Source organism: Chitinophaga sp. W2I13, from assembly GCF_050434005.1.
Classification (GTDB): domain Bacteria; phylum Bacteroidota; class Bacteroidia; order Chitinophagales; family Chitinophagaceae; genus Chitinophaga.
Genome location: NZ_JBNPWD010000001.1, coordinates 1041670 through 1058539, shown reverse-complemented (window position 1 = coordinate 1058539; position 16870 = coordinate 1041670). Strand labels below are relative to the sequence as shown.

Annotated in this window: 17 protein-coding genes; 10 read left to right on the top strand and 7 right to left on the bottom strand. The window is 50.0% G+C overall.

Features of this window, described 5'->3' with window-relative positions:
• Positions 1-249 precede the first annotated feature (249 nt).
• Positions 250-2622, bottom strand: a complete 2373-nt coding sequence (locus tag QFZ48_RS04220; protein WP_429061262.1) for a prolyl oligopeptidase family serine peptidase — start codon at positions 2620-2622, stop codon at positions 250-252.
• A 102-nt stretch (positions 2623-2724) separates the two neighbouring features.
• Here QFZ48_RS04220 and QFZ48_RS04215 point away from each other — a divergent pair, with 102 nt between their 5' ends.
• Positions 2725-3255, top strand: coding sequence for a histidine phosphatase family protein (locus QFZ48_RS04215; protein ID WP_429045499.1), 531 nt, complete (start codon positions 2725-2727; stop codon positions 3253-3255).
• 36 nt (positions 3256-3291) lie between these two features.
• Here QFZ48_RS04215 and mgtE read toward each other — a convergent pair whose 3' ends face one another.
• On the bottom strand, positions 3292-4668 hold the full coding sequence (gene mgtE / locus QFZ48_RS04210) for a magnesium transporter (RefSeq protein WP_429045501.1): 1377 nt from the start codon (positions 4666-4668) through the stop codon (positions 3292-3294).
• A gap of 55 nt (positions 4669-4723) precedes the next feature.
• Positions 4724-5602, bottom strand: coding sequence for a bestrophin family protein (locus tag QFZ48_RS04205; RefSeq protein ID WP_429061261.1), 879 nt, complete (start codon positions 5600-5602; stop codon positions 4724-4726).
• 125 nt (positions 5603-5727) lie between these two features.
• On the opposite strand from QFZ48_RS04205, the gene QFZ48_RS04200 reads away from it, so the two are divergent.
• The 7 genes from QFZ48_RS04200 to QFZ48_RS04170 all read left to right on the top strand — a co-directional run bounded on the left by QFZ48_RS04200 (position 5728) and on the right by QFZ48_RS04170 (position 12244).
• Positions 5728-6132: an SET domain-containing protein gene (locus QFZ48_RS04200; RefSeq protein ID WP_370909774.1), complete on the top strand. Its 405-nt coding sequence runs from the start codon at positions 5728-5730 to the stop codon at positions 6130-6132.
• 127 nt (positions 6133-6259) lie between these two features.
• Positions 6260-6739: a MarR family winged helix-turn-helix transcriptional regulator gene (locus QFZ48_RS04195; protein ID WP_429045505.1), complete on the top strand. Its 480-nt coding sequence runs from the start codon at positions 6260-6262 to the stop codon at positions 6737-6739.
• A gap of 29 nt (positions 6740-6768) precedes the next feature.
• The gene (gene hutH, locus QFZ48_RS04190) at positions 6769-8337 is read left to right on the top strand and encodes a histidine ammonia-lyase (RefSeq protein ID WP_429045507.1); all 1569 of its coding nucleotides are present in this window, start codon (positions 6769-6771) and stop codon (positions 8335-8337) included.
• Complete coding sequence (gene hutU, locus QFZ48_RS04185) at positions 8315-9985, top strand: urocanate hydratase (protein WP_429045509.1); 1671 nt, start codon at positions 8315-8317, stop codon at positions 9983-9985. Before hutH ends, hutU begins: the two co-directional genes overlap by 23 nt.
• Before the next feature lie 30 nt (positions 9986-10015).
• Positions 10016-11242 carry an imidazolonepropionase gene (hutI, locus tag QFZ48_RS04180; protein WP_429061259.1) on the top strand — a complete coding sequence of 409 codons (1227 nt, stop codon included), beginning with the start codon at positions 10016-10018 and terminating at the stop codon, positions 11240-11242.
• Positions 11239-12060, top strand: a complete 822-nt coding sequence (locus QFZ48_RS04175; RefSeq protein WP_429061257.1) for a formimidoylglutamase — start codon at positions 11239-11241, stop codon at positions 12058-12060. Before hutI ends, QFZ48_RS04175 begins: the two co-directional genes overlap by 4 nt.
• 7 nt (positions 12061-12067) lie before the next feature.
• Complete coding sequence (locus tag QFZ48_RS04170; RefSeq protein ID WP_429061255.1) at positions 12068-12244, top strand: arginase family protein; 177 nt, start codon at positions 12068-12070, stop codon at positions 12242-12244.
• Between the two features lie 30 nt (positions 12245-12274).
• On the opposite strand, the gene QFZ48_RS04165 is transcribed toward QFZ48_RS04170, so the two are convergent.
• A complete protein-coding gene (locus tag QFZ48_RS04165) occupies positions 12275-13108 on the bottom strand; it encodes a CHAD domain-containing protein (RefSeq protein WP_429061254.1) in 834 nt (277 codons plus the stop codon).
• Positions 13109-13141: 33 nt separating this feature from the next.
• Entirely contained in the window at positions 13142-14011 is an 870-nt protein-coding gene (purU, locus tag QFZ48_RS04160) for a formyltetrahydrofolate deformylase (RefSeq protein WP_429061252.1), read from the bottom strand.
• A 59-nt stretch (positions 14012-14070) separates the two neighbouring features.
• Between purU and QFZ48_RS04155 the strand changes: the two genes are divergently transcribed.
• Both QFZ48_RS04155 and QFZ48_RS04150 read left to right on the top strand, forming a co-directional pair.
• Positions 14071-14541: a metallophosphoesterase family protein gene (locus QFZ48_RS04155; protein WP_370909782.1), complete on the top strand. Its 471-nt coding sequence runs from the start codon at positions 14071-14073 to the stop codon at positions 14539-14541.
• Between the two features lie 31 nt (positions 14542-14572).
• A complete protein-coding gene (locus QFZ48_RS04150) occupies positions 14573-15622 on the top strand; it encodes a DUF4421 domain-containing protein (protein ID WP_429045519.1) in 1050 nt (349 codons plus the stop codon).
• On the opposite strand, the gene QFZ48_RS04145 is transcribed toward QFZ48_RS04150, so the two are convergent.
• Together QFZ48_RS04145 and QFZ48_RS04140 are read right to left on the bottom strand one after the other, a co-directional pair.
• Positions 15619-16200, bottom strand: a complete 582-nt coding sequence (locus QFZ48_RS04145) for a TIGR00730 family Rossman fold protein (RefSeq protein ID WP_370909784.1) — start codon at positions 16198-16200, stop codon at positions 15619-15621. The genes QFZ48_RS04150 and QFZ48_RS04145 overlap by 4 nt on opposite strands.
• A gap of 8 nt (positions 16201-16208) precedes the next feature.
• The gene (locus tag QFZ48_RS04140; RefSeq protein ID WP_429061250.1) at positions 16209-16826 is read right to left on the bottom strand and encodes an HD domain-containing protein; all 618 of its coding nucleotides are present in this window, start codon (positions 16824-16826) and stop codon (positions 16209-16211) included.
• Positions 16827-16870: the final 44 nt, after the last annotated feature.

Here is a 16870-nt window from a genome sequence, read left to right as displayed (position 1 = left end):
TGCTAGGTTTTATCATTGCAATATCGCATTAAAATGTTAAGATCACATCAGAAAATGTGAATATTGTTTAAGTAAAGATATGGTCAGCATGCATTTTACAACGGTCCTAATGTAAAATGAAAAAGGGAATACCGGGAACGATCCTTGCGAATATTAAGATTCCTTAACATTAGCCTGCATCATTCACTGTATCCCCCTTTTGTAATTTTTTTATATCGACGGAACTAAATAAAAAAATTTAAAATGCAATCATCTCTTCAAGAGCGTACTCTCGAAGAGCAAAAGTATTCTTTTATATTCATCTGTCCAGCTGCTGGGCGTAGTAAATCCGTGGTCTTCCACGGGATACACGGCCAGCTCCCAGTTATTCTTCCCTAATTCAATCAGTCGCTGCGACAGCCGCACGATATCCTGGAAATGCACATTGGTATCCACCATGCCATGACACATCAGCAGTTTGCCTTTCAGTCCATCTGCAAAGTAGATGGGGGAAGACCTGCGGTAAGCAATACTGTCAGTGAATGGTTCATTCAGTATATTGCTGGTGTAGCCATGATTATAATGCGCCCAGTCCGTTACAGACCTCAGCGCAGCGCCGGATGCAAACACATCTGGCTGGGTGAACAGGGCCATCAGCGTCATAAAGCCGCCGTAACTGCCTCCGTAGATACCGATACGATGGGCGTCCATCTGCAATTTTTCTGCCAGATATTTTGCGCCGTCCACTTCATCGTCCAGATCCTTGCCGCCCATATAGCGGTAAATGCCTGTACGCCAGTTGCGGCCGTAGCCGGCACTGCCACGGTAATCCATGTCCAGTACGGTATAGCCTTTATCGGTGAGCAGGTTATGGAACATGTATTCCCTGAAATAGGAGCTCCACCATTTATGTGCATTTTGCAGGTAGCCTGCGCCATGTACGAAAATCACTGCCGCGCCATTATTTTTTGCAGGGTCCGGGGTGTATAAGCGGGCATACACGGGCTGGTTATCCCGCGCGGTAATCGTTATTACCTGCGGATCGCGCCAGTGATATGATTTAAATTCATCGGTCTGCGCCAGGTTGGTGACCTGTACTGCTTTTGCGCCCGGTGTGTTTGGCTGCACATACAATTCCCAGGGTTTGTTGGAATAGGAGTAACGGAACGCAATCCATTTTCCATCCGGAGAAACAGTTACTTCATTGGCGCCGGGCAGGGTAGTGATCCTTTCGGCCTTTCCACCGGCAACGCCTATACGGTAAAATTGTTTTTCACCGGGGTGTACTTCATTGGTGGTAATATAAAAGTATTTTTTATCGGGAGATAATTGTGCCTCCTGTACTTCATAGTTGCCGCTGGTGAGGGCTTTAGTGCTACCATCGTTTACATTGGCGGTATACAGATGTGAATAACCGGTGGCTTCCGACTGGAACCAGCAGGTGTTTTCATTTATCCAGCCGATATTGCTGCCACCCATGCTCCAGCCAATGCCGGGGCCGCCTATCCAGGCTTCGTCGCGCTGGCGGTTCAGTGTTTTCACGGTACCGTTTTCAGCGTTGAGGAGTACAATCCAGCGGTCTTTATTATCCTGTGAGCGGATGTCGGCAATGGCATGTGTGCCTTGTTCCGACCAGTAAGGACCGTTCACAATTACTTCCCTTACTTTGGGCGTATCCTTTTTCGTGTAGTCCTTTACGTAATCGGGCTGGTCTTTGATGCCGGGGAGATCAGTGGTTTTGATGGGGAGCACCGTATCACGCTGCCGGTCGTATACAAAGCTTTCGAAGCTGCCTTGCGGCGCGCCTACTTTATCGCGGGCCGCAATATCGGTGGTGAAACCGGTGGCGGTTACAAATTCGGGAACGATGGTATTGCGGGCATCAGTGGGTGCGGTGAAAAGGCTATAGGTAACGAAGCGCCCGTCGGGACTGATCTGCAGATCTCTTAATCTTTTGTTTTGCAGGTACAGGGACCGTAGTGGTTTGGGGTCGTATGCTTTATCAAAAGCTTCGGCGGCGTCTTTCTTTGTTTTTTTATCACGGATCACCTGCAACAGTTCCTCTTGCTGTGCTTTGAGGAACTTTTCTTCTGCGTTGCCGGTTTTACGCTCATCGTTTTCGGCCGGCTTGCTGCCTGCTTCAAAGCTGGTAAGCTGACTGATTAACCCGGACGCTTTGTCCCAGCCATAGAGATCGCGGTTTTGCTGAAACACCACCTGTTTACCGCCGAAACTGAATGCGGGGTTAAACTCCACGGCTTTGGTATTGGTGATGCGGGTGGTTTTCCCGCTTTTTATCTCCAGTAAATAAATATCCCCTTCATAGGAATAAGCCAGTAGCGATTTATCTGCATTCCAAGTACCGGCAGCTTTGGCGTTAATAAGGGAGCGCTCACCTGCGGCTGTAATCCGGGGCGTATTGTTTTTAACACCGGCATAGTAAAGGGAGTCGCTCAGTTGCTTGCCGGGATTCCAGCTGAAATAAACGGTCTGGTTGTCGGCACCCCAGAAAACGTTATCAGGAGAGGTTCCTATCCATTTGGGATCGCGCATGATCTTTTCTACCGTGAGCGGCATTGCCTGTTGGGCACTGATGCGATTGGCTGATAAAAAAATAATGGCGGGTATAACCCATTTTCTCATAGCGGTTCATTATTTTGTTGGGGAATAAATGTAACGGTTTAATCATAAATTGCCGTAAGTTTTGGATGGACGTAATGCGGTCATCTGCTTTAAATCCACGCTATGCGCATATCAATACTTCTTTCCCTCCTGATCTTTACCGCTTGTAAGCCGAAGCAGCCCGTCCGCCAACCGGTACCGGTATCTGAAGACAGTACCTTTTTAACAGGCACTTTTTATGTGATCAGGCATGCAGAAAGAAACCCGGGTCCGGATTCCACTTTAACCCTGGCAGGCCAGGAAAGGGCAGGCGCATTATACCGGCTGCTGAAGGATTCGGGCCTGAATAAAATTTACTTCACGCCTTATAAAAGAGCGGTTGCCACGGCCGATAGTTTGCGCATCCACCTGCACATCGATACTTGTTTTTATGCCGCAGATACCAGCGGGGAATCTTTTATTTACCAGGTTACCCGGCACCAGGACTGGGGAAAGCGCCTGCTGGTGATAGGGCATTCCAATACCCTGATCCCTATCTTGCATAGCCTGAAAGCTAGGCCACATACGGATTCTATAGGAGAAAATGAATACGACCGGTTGTTTATAGTGCGGAAAACAAGAGAAGGAACGGTGCTTAAAGAGATCTGTTATTAGCGGAGGAAAAGCCTTTTCCCCCGCTATAGTTGCGCATTACAGCAAGATGCCTTTCATGAGGGTATAGGCTACTGTAAAGTAAATCAGCAACCCGGTTACATCCACCAGGGTAGCCACGAAAGGTGCCGAGGAGGTAGCAGGATCCGCGCCGCATTTCTTCAGTACCAGCGGCAGCATAGAACCGGAGAGGGTTCCCCACAATACTACGCCTACCAGGGAAATGCCTACTGTAGCGCCTATCAGCACGGTGTGTGCGCCGTAAGTATTGAACAGGGTATTCCAGAGCAGGATACGCAGGAAGCCGATGGCGCCGAGTGCGCCACCCAGCAGCAGGCCGGAAAGGATTTCCCGGCGCATCACGCGCCACCAGTCGCTCACGCTGATTTCGCCCAGCGCCATTGCCTGTATAATAAGCGTGGAAGCCTGTGAGCCACTGTTACCGCCACTGGAAATGATGAGCGGTACAAATAGCGCCAGTACAACCGCCTTCGCAATTTCATCTTCAAAAAATCCCATGGCGGTGGCGGTCAGCATTTCACCGATAAACAATACTACCAGCCAGCCAACCCGCTTCTTCACCAGTTTGAGCAGGGGCATATCGAGGTAAGGCTCGTCCAGGGCTTCGGTACCACCAATCTTCTGGATATCTTCAGTATGTTCTTCGTTGGCGATCCACAACATATCATCGATGGTCACAATGCCAAGCAGGATGCCCTGGTCGTCTGCCACGGGCAAGGCTACCCTGTTTTCCATCCGGAAAACCTGGATGGCCTCTTCCTGGTCGTCGTTGGCATGGAGCGATACAAAGCGGTCGTCCATGAGAGTATGCACCACCGTTTCCGGCGATACGAGCAGGAACTCACGTATCCGGAAGTCGTCCAGCAGCTGCCCTTTTTCGTCGATTACATAAATTACGTCGATGGTTTCACTGTCCTTTCCATGCTCGCGGATATAATCCAGCACTTCCTTCACGGTCCATTCTTCTCTAACGGCAATGTAATCGGGCGTCATGATACGGCCCACACTGTTCTCCTTGTAGCCCAGGAGGGAAAGGGTGATGCGCCGTTCTTCGGGGTCCAGCAGTTTGATCAGCTCTTTTACCGCTTCGCTGGGAAGCTCTTCCAGGAAGGCGGTACGGTCATCCGCTGGCAGCTCGTTCATGAGCTCTGCTATTTTTGCGGGCGATAAAGTACGTATCACATCTTCCTGTAAAGGAAAGTCCAGGATACGGAAAGCCGCTGCCGCTCTGCCGATCGACAGGTGATTGATGATTATTCCGGCATCTTCGGGGACCTCGTGAATCAATTCGGCTATATCCGTAATCAGCTGGTCGTCCAGGTATACTGACAGTTCGCGGTAATTTCTTTCTTTTGTCAGTGTCTGGAATTTTTCCAGTAAAGCTTCATTTTCCATACAATTGCCTCTATCTGCGAAATTAAGTTAAAATAGCACGCTGCCGGGGCAGTCGTTATAATAATTCTGATACATGCAGGCGGATGTTGCTGCAAATGCTATCCAGCGGCAAATCGTTGGCGTCTTTGCCAAAGGGGTCTTCAATTTCTTCTGCGATGAGCTCGAGGCTTGCCAGTACAAAGAATACGAATACAATCATGGGGATAATGAGGTAACCCAGGCTGAACACGTATCCAAAGGGCATGGACATTACATAGAAGAATATAAATTTCTTGATAAATACGCTGTAGGAAAAAGGGATGGGGGTATTTTTAATCCGTTCGCAGGCGCCGCATACATCAGCAAACGACTGCAGCTCGTTGTTCAGCACAATGAGCTGATCCCCGGTGAGCTGCCCGCTGCGGTACAGGTCCATGGTTTTAGTCATGATGAGCTGCGACAACTGGTTAGGCACATGCTTACTGATATCAGTATGAAGCGGCTCCTGTCCTGGTATAGCTTCCATCTCGTCGTGCACATAAGTTTTGCGCAGGTGATTTTTCAGGCCATAGGCGAAGTTCGGGATCATTACTTTGAAGAAATCCCTGTCGGCCTTGTTTTCCAATGGCAGTATGGCCTGGATTTTAATAGCCAGGTTGCGGCTGCTGTTCACCAGGGCGCCCCATTGCCGGCGGCCTTCCCACCAGCGGTCATACGCGGTGTTGGTGCGGAACACCAGTAACAGGGAGATCACAAAGCCCAGCAGGCCATACATCAGCGTGATGTTCTTCAGTTCACTCTTGTCAGACATCTTCCAGACCTCCAGTTCCAGCCAGGCTACAATGGCAGAATAGATGGAGAGGGCAATAAACATGGGGAACAGCTTCCTTACTGTATCCGCTTTATGAAGACGGAAAATGAACGTAAACCACTCCTTTGGATTATAATTGATCATATATGCAGGTTAATGAAAGGCAAAAAAAATATTTTCCGGGCGGCAAACCTAAATTTTTTAAACATGATTTTGATAACTTCCTGCTTTAACTTTACTTTACGTCTTCTTTTATTTGAAATTACGCTATGATAAAGCCGTATTTGTACATTGATAAGTCGAAAGGAAAAGGCCGGGGTGTTTATACCAAAGAAAAAATCCCTGCCGGAACAAGAATTGAGACGTCACCCGTGCTCGTTCTCACTTACGACGATACTGAGATTGTGGATAAAACAAGACTCCACAATTATATTTTTCTCTGGGGTGCAAAAGAAACCCGTTCCTGCGTGGCACTGGGCTTTTGCTCTATCTATAATCACGATTACAACCCCAACTGTGAGTATGAAATGGACTTCAAGGAAGAAACCATGAGTATCATCACCCGTCGTGATATCAAGAAAGGAGAAGAGCTTTTTATCAACTACAATGGTGATGTAACGGACAGCTCCCCCCTTTGGTTTGATACTAAAAAGAAACAGACCGCTAAAAAGTAAGAAGCAGTACGAATAGTACCGTTGCGGGCAGACAGCAGTGAATATTCCTGCCCGGTGACTATATTATTCGTATTTCTTTCGTAATATTGTATAAGCGCTTATATAATATTAACATCAACCTTTTCATATGTCATTCTATCCATCACTTGGCTACCTCGTTTTTGGCAGCCGCCTGCGCAGGCTGAGCGAATACTTTCTCATGGAAGTAAACAAGGTATATGAACAGGCGGGCATACCCTTTGATGCCAGCTGGTTCCCGGTGTTTTACCTCTTATCCAGACAGCAGCCGGTACCCATGATCGATATTGCAGAACAACTGGAAATATCCCACTCCGCCGTAAGCCAGATGGTGACCAACCTGAAAAAGAAAGGACTCCTGAAAACAACGCCGTGTAAGGAAGATGGCCGCCGGCAACTGGTCGCTTTCTCCAAGAAAGGCGAAGACCTGCTACAACAGATACAACCCGTATGGGAAGCCATCACCGGCGCTATGGAAGCTTTGGCAACGGAAAACAAACAAAGCCAGCAGATATTGGCTGCCATCGCCCAGATTGAACAGTCAGTGCAGCAAAAGTCTTTATCAGAAAGGATCAGACAACAGTTATAATACTTCATACACCAGAAAAATCTAACGACATGAGTGATATTTTTAAGTACGGTATCGACCAGCTCACTGTTGCCCGCGCGATTGATATTGCTGCCGGCAAAGTGAAAGGCATACTGGTACCGGAAGTCATTACGCGTGTACAAACCAGCTTCGGCTATGTACAAACCATTGTGGCGCAACACACCACGGTATATGGTATTAACACTGGTTTCGGCCCGTTGTGCGATACCAAGATTTCGGAAGCAGATACCCGCGCCCTGCAGTACAACATCCTGCAAAGCCACAGTGTAGGCGTAGGAGAAAATATCCCGGAAGAAATTGCCCGCATCATGCTCATCACCAAAGTGCAGGCACTGGCACAGGGTTACTCAGGCGTGGCACTGTCCACCCTCGAAAGAATCATCTGGCATATTGAACACGGGATAACGCCGCTGGTGCCTGAAAAGGGCTCTGTAGGCGCTTCGGGCGACCTCGCACCATTATCGCACCTGTTCCTGCCATTGATAGGGCTGGGGCATGTGATGTACCGTGGCGCGAAAACAGATACCGCTTCCATGATGCAACAGGAAGGGATCCAACCGGTAGTGCTGGGTCCTAAAGAAGGACTGGCGCTTATCAACGGTACACAGTTCATCCTGTCGTTTGCCGTTAAAGCAGTACAACGCCTGCATAATGCACTCGAAGCCGCGGATATCATCGGGGCGTTGTCGCTCGAAGGACTGATGGGCACCGCCAAACCATTTGATCCCCGCTTACATGCTATCCGCCCGTACCCCGGCAACCAGCTGGTAGCGCACCGTTTGAAAGCATTGCTGGATAACTCGGAGATCATGTCGTCGCATGTAGACTGCGGCCGTGTGCAGGACCCTTATTCCCTGCGTTGTATGCCACAGGTACACGGTGCGTCACGCACTGCCTGGCAACACCTGCAGGAACTCACTACCATAGAGCTGAACGCTGTTACTGATAACCCCATTATTTTCAGTGCAGAAGACACCATCAGCGGTGGTAACTTCCACGGGCAGCCACTGGCATTGCCCCTGGACTACGCTACTGTGGCTGCTGCGGAACTGGGCAACATCTCCGACAGGCGTTGTTATATGATGATTGAAGGAAGATACGGGCTGCCAAAATTATTGATCCAGGATGCCGGACTCAACTCCGGTTTCATGATACCACAATATACCACTGCCGCACTGGTAACAGAAAATAAAACCCTGTGCTTCCCTGCCAGCGCCGACAGCGTACCTACTTCACTGGGTCAGGAAGATCATGTATCAATGGGCTCTATCAGTGGCCGCAAATTGAACCAGGTGATCGGCAATCTCGAATACATTCTTGCTATTGAGCTGTTGTATGCCGCGCAGGCAGTGGATTTTCGCCGGCCAATGAAATCAGGCCCGGTACTGGAAGCCGTACATCAGTATACGCGCAGGCATGTAACCTTTGCAGATAAGGACCGGATCTTTGCCAATGATATTGCCGCCCTGCACAAAATTGTTGTCGATCAATCGCTGGTACGTGTAGCCAATGAAGCTGCCGCTAATCATCAACTTAACTTAAACGGACTTTATAATGACCAGTTTGGACTTTATTAAAACATATGCAGCTCACCCGCATTATAAAGCGCCGCGTGGTGCACAGCTGCACGCCAGATCCTGGCAAACCGAAGCGCCCCTGCGCATGCTGCTTAACAACCTGGATGCAGAAGTAGCCGAAAACCCCGATGAGCTGGTGGTGTACGGCGGCATCGGCCAGGCAGCGCGCAACCGCGAATCTCTTCAAAAAATTATCGAAATATTATTAACGCTGGACGACGAGCATTCCCTGCTGGTGCAATCCGGTAAACCGGTAGGTATTGTACGCACGCATCCGCAGGCGCCAAGAGTAATGCTGGCCAACAGCAACCTGGTGCCGAAATGGGCCACCTGGGAGCATTTCAACGAACTGCGTTCCAAGGGCCTGATGATGTACGGACAAATGACGGCCGGCAGCTGGATCTATATCGGTACACAAGGTATATTACAGGGAACCTATGAAACCTTTATGGAATGCGGCCGGCAGCATTTCAATGGCAGCCTGGCCGGTAAGCTGCTGGTAACAGCAGGTATTGGCGGTATGGGCGGCGCACAGCCTCTGGCAGCCACTATGGCCGGAGCCGTGTTCATTGGCGCCGACATTGATCCTACACGTATTCAGAAAAGACTGGATACCCGTTACATTGACCGTATGACTCATTCCTACGAAGAAGCCATTCAATGGGCGAAGGAAGCACAGGCCAACGGAACAGCGTTATCAATCGGGTTGGTAAGCGATGCCGGTGATATGCTGGAAAGAATGCTGAAAGATAATATCATACCGGACATCCTCACTGATCAAACCTCCGCACATGATCCGCTGAACGGGTACGTGCCTAATGGCATTACACTGCAGGCCGCGCTGGAACTGCGTAAAAGCGATGCGGCAAAATACCGGGAGCTGTCGCTGAAAAGCATGGCGCGCCATGTGGGCTTTATGTTGCAGCTGCAGCAGAAAGGCGCCGTTACTTTTGATTATGGTAATAACATCCGCGAATTTGCGCGGGAAGGCGGAGAGCCCAATGCTTTCAACTTCCCCGGATTTACGCCGGCATATATCCGTCCGCTCTTCTGTGAAGGGAAAGGACCCTTCCGCTGGGTAGCCCTCTCCGGCGATCCGGAAGATATTTATACCACCGACCGCGCGTTGATGGAAGCGTTCCCGGAAAATACCCACCTGATCAACTGGCTGAAACAAGCGCAGGAGAAAGTGGCGTTCCAGGGATTGCCTGCACGCATCTGCTGGCTGGGACTGGGCGAACGCGAAAAAGCGGGGCTTATTTTTAATGAGCTGGTGAGAACAGGAAAAGTGAAAGCGCCGATTGTGATTGGCCGTGATCACCTCGACTGTGGCTCCGTGGCCTCTCCCAATCGTGAAACCGAATCTATGAAAGACGGCTCCGATGCTGTGAGCGACTGGACATTGCTCAATCTCATGGCCAATACCGGCGGCGGCGCTACCTGGGTGTCTTTTCATCATGGCGGCGGCGTAGGGATGGGATATTCACAACATGCCGGCATGGTAGTGCTGGCCGATGGTACCGACCGTGCAGCTGAGTGCTTACGCCGCGTGCTCTTCAATGATCCGGCGCTGGGCATTTTCCGTCATGCGGACGCGGGTTACGAAAAGGCACAGGAATGGGGACAAAAATTTGATATCAGCATTTAATCACAGCGGTTAACCGCTTAATCATTGCCCATGAAAACATTAATCGGTCCTTTTGCCCAGATCCTGCCAATGACGGGCTTATCGCTGAAAGGCGCCCTGCACGATGAACAGTTGACCGTGATAGAGAAGGGCGGGGTAGTGGTGGAAAACGGGGAGATCATTGCGATAGCAGGGTACAAATCACTGTTGCAGAAATACCCGGATTGCGAAATCGCTTTCCAGGATACACCGCTTGTGTTATTGCCGGGATTTATTGATTGTCATACACACATTTGTTACGATGGTAGCCGCAACCGTGATTATGCCATGCGCATAGCCGGTAAAAGTTACCTGGAAATAGCCCGTGCAGGCGGTGGTATATGGGATTCGGTTACCAAAACGCGTATAGCCGATCTTGTTACCCTTACGGAGAACACGGTGGCCCGCGCTAACCGGCATCTGAAAGAAGGCGTTACCACCATGGAAGTAAAAAGTGGTTACGGCCTGAACCTGGAGAGTGAATTGAAAATGCTGCGCGCCATACAGCAGGCGGGGCTGCACACGCCTGCTACGCTGATTTCCACCTGTTTGGCTGCGCATATGAAACCCCGTGATTATGCAGGCAGTGAAGAAGCCTACCTGGAGTGGGTTTTAACGGAACTGTTGCCGGTGGTGCAGCAGGAGCAGCTGAGTAACCGGGTGGATATTTTTATAGAAGAAACTGCTTTTTCTGCAAAGGCTGCTGCCGGTTTCCTGCAACAGGCCATGCAGCAGGGATTTGTGGCAACCGTGCATGCGGATCAGTTCAGCGCCGGCGGCGCTGAAGTTGCCGTGAATGCGCGGGCGTTATCTGCCGATCACCTGGAAGCCAGCACTGAAAAAGAAATTGCTTTACTCGCTAATTCTGATACCGTTGCAGTAGTTTTGCCAGGTGCTTCACTGGGATTAGGTATGTTATATGCGCCGGCGCGCAGGCTGCTGAATGCAGGTGCATGTGTAGCCATTGCGAGCGACTGGAACCCCGGATCGGCCCCCATGGGCGATTTGCTGATACAGGCTGCCGTAATGAGCGCCGCCGAAAAGTTATCCACCGCAGAAGTACTGGCTGCGCTGACCGTAAGAGCAGCGCCTGCGTTGCAACTGAAAGATGCAGGCCAGCTGCTGGCAGGTTACGCCGCTGATATGCAGGCTTATCCCACCGCGGATTATCGCGACATACTTTATTACCAGGGTAAGATGAAGCCGTCACTGGTATGGAAGAAAGGAGTTTTAGTATGATAACAAAAGAAAGCTATCAGCCCACTGCAAGTGGTTCCTGGACCGGTCGTATTGATGGTACAGACCCCGACCTGCTGCGCTGGCACCAGGTAATCACCGTAACCGACCTGTTGCAAACGCCCTTACCGGTTTTGCAGCCGGGTCAGAAAGGTATTGTCCTGCTGGGCTTCGTCTGCGATGAAGGCGTGCGCCGCAACAAAGGCAGGGCAGGTGCTGCAAAAGGACCCGCCGCCATACGGAAGGTGATTGCCAACTTTCCGGTTCACTTCAACGCACAAACGGTGTTGCTGGATGCGGGAGATATCCTTTGTCCCAATGGCGAACTGGAAAATGCGCAGCAGGTGCTCAGCGAAACGGTGAACGATATCCTCACGGCAGGTTACCTGCCGCTGTTACTGGGCGGCGGTCATGAAATTACGTATGGGCATGCCAGTGGTATCCGCCGGTTTGCAGGAAAGCAATCCGTAGGCTTTATCAACTTTGATGCGCATTTTGATATCCGTGTTCCCGGTGAAGAAGGCGCCAGCTCAGGTACCGGCTTCTGGCAACTGGCGCAGGATGCCAAACAGTCCGGCGTGCCTTTTCATTACCTGGCCCTGGGTATCCAGAAGAACGGGAATACCCGCCAGCTTTTTAATACTGCAGGAGAAGAAGAAGCGACTTATGTAAGCGCAGATGCTTTTCATTTGCAGGATAAAGACACGTTGTTTGCCGCCATACAGCATTTTCTCAGCCAGGTGGATAAAGTATACCTGACCACCTGCCTGGATGTATTTGCAGCACCCTTTGCGCCGGGAAGTAAGCGCTACGGCTTATAATGGTATTATGCCGGGAGGTTTGTTCCTGCAATGTTTCCGTAAGATACTGGAAAGCGGGAAAGTGGCAGGAGCCGATATTGCAGAATTAAATCCTTCACTGGATATAGATAACCGCACTGCGAAACTGGCGGCAGCGCTGGTTTTTGAGATAGTGATGGCGTATAGCGGGGAAGAAGCATTTTAGCGTGTAGCCGTTATCTTTAACGGGTATACGTTAAAATACGGCAGCGGCTTTCAGTTCCTTAACCTGCCAGGCGCATTGCGCCAGTTGTTCTTTCATGTCCATTTGCAGCAGCTGTATCAGCTGTTGTGCATTTACCGGCAGGGTAATCTTCTCTTTCTTCAGCTGTGCTGCCGTTGCCTTTACAAACAACAATAATTCGCTGGTATCATGCCATTGGCCAAGGAGCTCACCCGCTTTACGGGTAGGCGTGGCGAGGTTTTCTGTGAAAACAGCAGGGAGTACCTGTTCCAGTATATTGAGCTGATAGTACAATGTTTTTACTTCTTTCCTGACTTCGTGCCATACCGTGTGATGCGCTCTGCTGGCAGGTACGGTGATTTTTTGATGCTGTTGTTCCAGGTAGCTGATCAGCGCGGCAGTAGCAGCATTGGTGTCGGTATTGGCAATAGCCTCTTTAAATCTTTCCGGCAGTGACTCCAGTTTTTTCAGGGAGCAGTATTTCACTGTGGCGGCTAACATTTCACTGGCTGTAGCGGCTTTGTTTTGCAGTAAGAGATGCGCAAATGAAAAGCGCCACGATACTTTTTTTTCATAGCCGCGCAGGTTTTTTTCCTGGAGGTGCGTATCCCTGGAAGCGCCGCCGATCGACTGTATCAGCCTGGCGGTGCGTAGATGTTTACCTGCCCCGAACGAATAATCCGGGAGCTGTTTTACCAGCGAAAAAAAGGCCCGCAGCTTTTTTACGCCTACCCGCATGGCGTGTATGGCATCAGCATCACCGGGAGCCTCCCGCAGGGTGGCATATGCGGTGGTGACCGTATCGCATTCCTTACGGAGATAATGATATAAAGCCGTTTGCAACATGTCTTTTAAAATTAACGAAATCCGCTGAAACCATCAGAACACAATGGTTTTGTTGCCATGCAGGATCACGCGGTTATCAATATGCGCTTTCACTGCACGGGTGAGCACCTGCCGCTCAATGTCGCGGCCCAGCATCACCAGGTCCTCCACGGTGTGCTTGTGGCTTACCCTGGCCACATCCTGCTCAATAATCGGGCCTTCATCCAGTTCGTTGGTAACGTAGTGGGCGGTAGCGCCAATCAGTTTTACGCCTCTCGTATAGGCGTTGATGTAAGGGCGTGCGCCGGCGAAGGCAGGCAGGAAAGAGTGATGAATATTGATGATCCGTTGCGGATAATGACTTACAAACTGTGGCGACAGGATCTGCATGTACCTGGCCAGCACGGTGAAATCCACCCGGTGCTCTTCCAGCAGCCGCATGGCAACGCGCTCCTGCAATTCCTTGGTGCCGCTGCTTACCGGGAGGTAGTGAAATGGGATCCCCAATGCAGTGCACTCCTTTTCCAGGGAAGCATGATTCGAGATCACGAGCGGGATATCTACCGCCAGCTCACCGCTTTTCCATCTCCATAATAATTCCAGCAAACAATGATCATACGCCGATACCATGATAGCCATACGTTTGCGGCGATCGCTGTAATCTATTTTCCATTCCATTTGCAGCGGGGTAGCTACCTGTTGCTGGAAAGCCGCTTCCAGCGCGGACTTATCAAGCTGTTCCAGCTGGAATTCCATACGCATAAAAAATAATCCTTCCCGTGGATCGGTACTGTGTTGACTTGCATCCAGTATATTTGCACCCAACAGGTAGAGGAACTGTGATACGCCGGCTACGATGCCCGGCCGGTCGGGACAGCAAATAAGCAAACAGGCGGTGATATGAGGGACTTCTTGTTTTAACATATGATTACCAAAATATAAAATTATAATACTACAATTCTCCGTTGAAAAAGATAGGATTAATGTCGGATACCCACAGCTATTTGCACCCACAGGTATTCAAATATTTTGAAGAAGTAGATGAAATCTGGCATGCCGGCGACATCGGCAATGTGGATCTGGCCGATAAACTGGAAAAATTCAAGCCTTTCAGGGCCGTTTCCGGGAATATCGACGGGGCAGATATCCGTATCCGTTACCCCGAAACCCTGCGTTTCAACCTGGAAGGAGTAGAGGTGATGATGACACATATTGGCGGATATCCGGGGAAATATGCCCCGGGCGTGAAGGAACAACTGAAACAGCATCCTGCCAAACTGTTTATCTGCGGGCATTCACACATCCTGAAAGTAATGCCGGACGCGGCACTTCATTTGTTACATATGAACCCGGGCGCATGCGGTCAACAAGGATGGCACAAGGTAAAAACGCTGCTGCGTTTTCAACTGGAGGCTGGTAATATTCAACAACTCGAGGTGATAGAACTGCCCTGATCAACATCATTGCTTATAACCTACAACGTTTATGAACCTACGAATTTTAGCATGGCTGGTAGTATTGGGACTTGGATCTGCGCAGGCAAAGGCGCAGGGAAGATTCCTGAAATGGCTGAAAACAGAAAATGATACGGCGTATATCGAAGATCATACGGAAGATATTACCTTCCGGCTGTACGGCTCCCGCAAGTACACCAAGTATGACATCGTAGACCGGAAAACGAAAACCGATGTCCTTTACCGTCCCAATACTCCTTTTAATGTGGGGTTTGGCGCCAATTACCGGTTTATAGGCATTAACATCGGGTTTAACCTGCCATTTATCAACAGCAACGACAGGTACGGCAAAACGAAATACATCGATCTGCAGTCGCATGTATACCTGCGTAAAATTGTAGTAGACTTCTACGGTCAATATTATAAAGGCTATTATGTAGCCAACCCGGAGGAAGTATATGGTAAAGCCTATACTGCGCTGCATCCTTATCCGCAGCGGCCTGATATCAGGAACACCGACTTCGGCCTGAATGTGGGATATATCTTCAACGACAAACGTTTCTCTTACCGTGCGCCCAATCTACAGAATGAATACCAGAAGAAAAGTGCGGGTTCGCTGATCATAGGCGGAGAAATGTTCTTTGCCGGCATCAAAGGCGATTCTTCCCTCATCCCCACCAATATGGCAGATACCGCATTTCTGCGGGATGAGCATTATCATAAGACCGGCATTTATTCCCTGGCTGCCAATGTAGGATATGCTTACACCTTTGTGCTGAAGGAGCACTTCTTTTTATCCTTATCGCTTACCGGCGGTTTAGGAGGAAATATCACCACCCTGTTCCTGGAAAACGGGAATGTGAGCCGTAAAGCGGGACTGCAATTCAGTAATACAGTGCGGGCCTCGCTGGGGTATAATTCCAGCCGTTATTTTGCGGGGATACACTACGTGGGCATGAACACCCGCAGCGGCATGTCGATACCACATACTTATCAAACCTTTGGTACAGGCAATTTCAGGGTGAGCCTGGTGCGCCGTTTCACCTTGGAAAAGCCGTTATGGAAATCAAAAACGATTTAGCTTTGCGCCGGTGAAATCCACTTGGACCTGGCCGGTGGCTGGTATTTTTCCATTTGTAATAACAGGTCGCTGATATCATTGCTGCATAACAGCATATCACGGTTCTCTGCCGTGAGGAAGCCTTTCTCAGACATGGTTTGCGACAGGGCCATCAGGGCGTCGTAGAAGCCATTTACATTCAGCAGGCCGATGGGTTTTTTATGCAGGCCCAGTTGTCCCCAGGTGAGCATTTCAAACAATTCCTCCATGGTGCCGAAGCCTCCGGGCAATGCGATAACGCCATCGCACAATTCATTCATCTTCGTTTTGCGTTCGTGCATGGTATCTACCAGGATCAGTTCTGTGAGGCCGGTATGCGCCAGTTCTTTCTGTTGCAGGAAGTGAGGCAGTACGCCAATGGCTTTTCCGCCGGCATTTAAGGCGCCATCTGCCACTGCGCCCATCAGTCCTACGTTAGCGCCGCCATACACCAGTGTAAGGTTGCGTTGGGCCAGTGCGGCGCCCAGCAGAGTGGCCTGTTGCATATAAACGGGATCATGTCCGGCGCTGGAGCCACAGTAAACAACAATTCGATTCATATTCTTGATTATAAAGTGTTCAATTCAGCCCGGATGTTGGTGCGGGCAGCTGTTTCATATTGTTCCCGGAACGCCGGTGTTACATAAATGGCGGGCATTTCCAGGAAATGCTGCAATACTTTTTTACGGCCGGGGTTATACACCTCATCGGGGTAAACCTGGTACTCCTGCCTGATTTGCTGTGCGTAGGCCCGGTATGTTTCCGGTGCGGCGCCGAGTATTTGCAGGTCGAAGTCCAGGAAGTAATCCAGGTTCGGATCCTGACGGGTATTGATATGTGTTTTGGTGGCGATAATGAAATCGCTGATTTGGGCGGTTTTTTCCGCCGGGTAATTAATTTTAAGCAGATGGGCTACTGCGGCTGCAGCGCTGCGTTCTTCATTATCGGGTTGCTGCGGGTTATAAATGATATCATGAAAGAAGATGGCAAAAAGTACGGCTTCCGGATCTGTGAGCTGATGCGCATAGGCCTGTTGCAGGCTTACCAGCTGCTGTATATGCGACCAGTTGTGATAATACCTTCCGGACGATTGGTAGGCATCCAGCAAGGCCGCGTAGGAGCTGTTAACCAGGGCTGCATCCGTATTGGGATGAAGGGAGGACCAGATGACATTTAATGCTGACATACGCAGGGTTCTTTTCGGGGAGTAATTTAAAAAGAAAACGGGCA

Bases quoted from the DNA above. Each gene is read 5' to 3' on its own strand.
- QFZ48_RS04220 (WP_429061262.1), bottom strand. From the start codon at position 2,622: ATGAGAAAATGGGTTATACCCGCCATTATTTTTTTATCAGCCAATCGC.
- QFZ48_RS04215 (WP_429045499.1), top strand. From the start codon at position 2,725: ATGCGCATATCAATACTTCTTTCCCTCCTGATCTTTACCGCTTGTAAG.
- mgtE (WP_429045501.1), bottom strand. From the start codon at position 4,668: ATGGAAAATGAAGCTTTACTGGAAAAATTCCAGACACTGACAAAAGAA.
- QFZ48_RS04205 (WP_429061261.1), bottom strand. From the start codon at position 5,602: ATGATCAATTATAATCCAAAGGAGTGGTTTACGTTCATTTTCCGTCTT.
- QFZ48_RS04200 (WP_370909774.1), top strand. From the start codon at position 5,728: ATGATAAAGCCGTATTTGTACATTGATAAGTCGAAAGGAAAAGGCCGG.
- QFZ48_RS04195 (WP_429045505.1), top strand. From the start codon at position 6,260: ATGTCATTCTATCCATCACTTGGCTACCTCGTTTTTGGCAGCCGCCTG.
- hutH (WP_429045507.1), top strand. From the start codon at position 6,769: ATGAGTGATATTTTTAAGTACGGTATCGACCAGCTCACTGTTGCCCGC.
- hutU (WP_429045509.1), top strand. From the start codon at position 8,315: ATGACCAGTTTGGACTTTATTAAAACATATGCAGCTCACCCGCATTAT.
- hutI (WP_429061259.1), top strand. From the start codon at position 10,016: ATGAAAACATTAATCGGTCCTTTTGCCCAGATCCTGCCAATGACGGGC.
- QFZ48_RS04175 (WP_429061257.1), top strand. From the start codon at position 11,239: ATGATAACAAAAGAAAGCTATCAGCCCACTGCAAGTGGTTCCTGGACC.
- QFZ48_RS04170 (WP_429061255.1), top strand. From the start codon at position 12,068: ATGCCGGGAGGTTTGTTCCTGCAATGTTTCCGTAAGATACTGGAAAGC.
- QFZ48_RS04165 (WP_429061254.1), bottom strand. From the start codon at position 13,108: ATGTTGCAAACGGCTTTATATCATTATCTCCGTAAGGAATGCGATACG.
- purU (WP_429061252.1), bottom strand. From the start codon at position 14,011: ATGTTAAAACAAGAAGTCCCTCATATCACCGCCTGTTTGCTTATTTGC.
- QFZ48_RS04155 (WP_370909782.1), top strand. From the start codon at position 14,071: ATGTCGGATACCCACAGCTATTTGCACCCACAGGTATTCAAATATTTT.
- QFZ48_RS04150 (WP_429045519.1), top strand. From the start codon at position 14,573: ATGAACCTACGAATTTTAGCATGGCTGGTAGTATTGGGACTTGGATCT.
- QFZ48_RS04145 (WP_370909784.1), bottom strand. From the start codon at position 16,200: ATGAATCGAATTGTTGTTTACTGTGGCTCCAGCGCCGGACATGATCCC.
- QFZ48_RS04140 (WP_429061250.1), bottom strand. From the start codon at position 16,826: ATGTCAGCATTAAATGTCATCTGGTCCTCCCTTCATCCCAATACGGAT.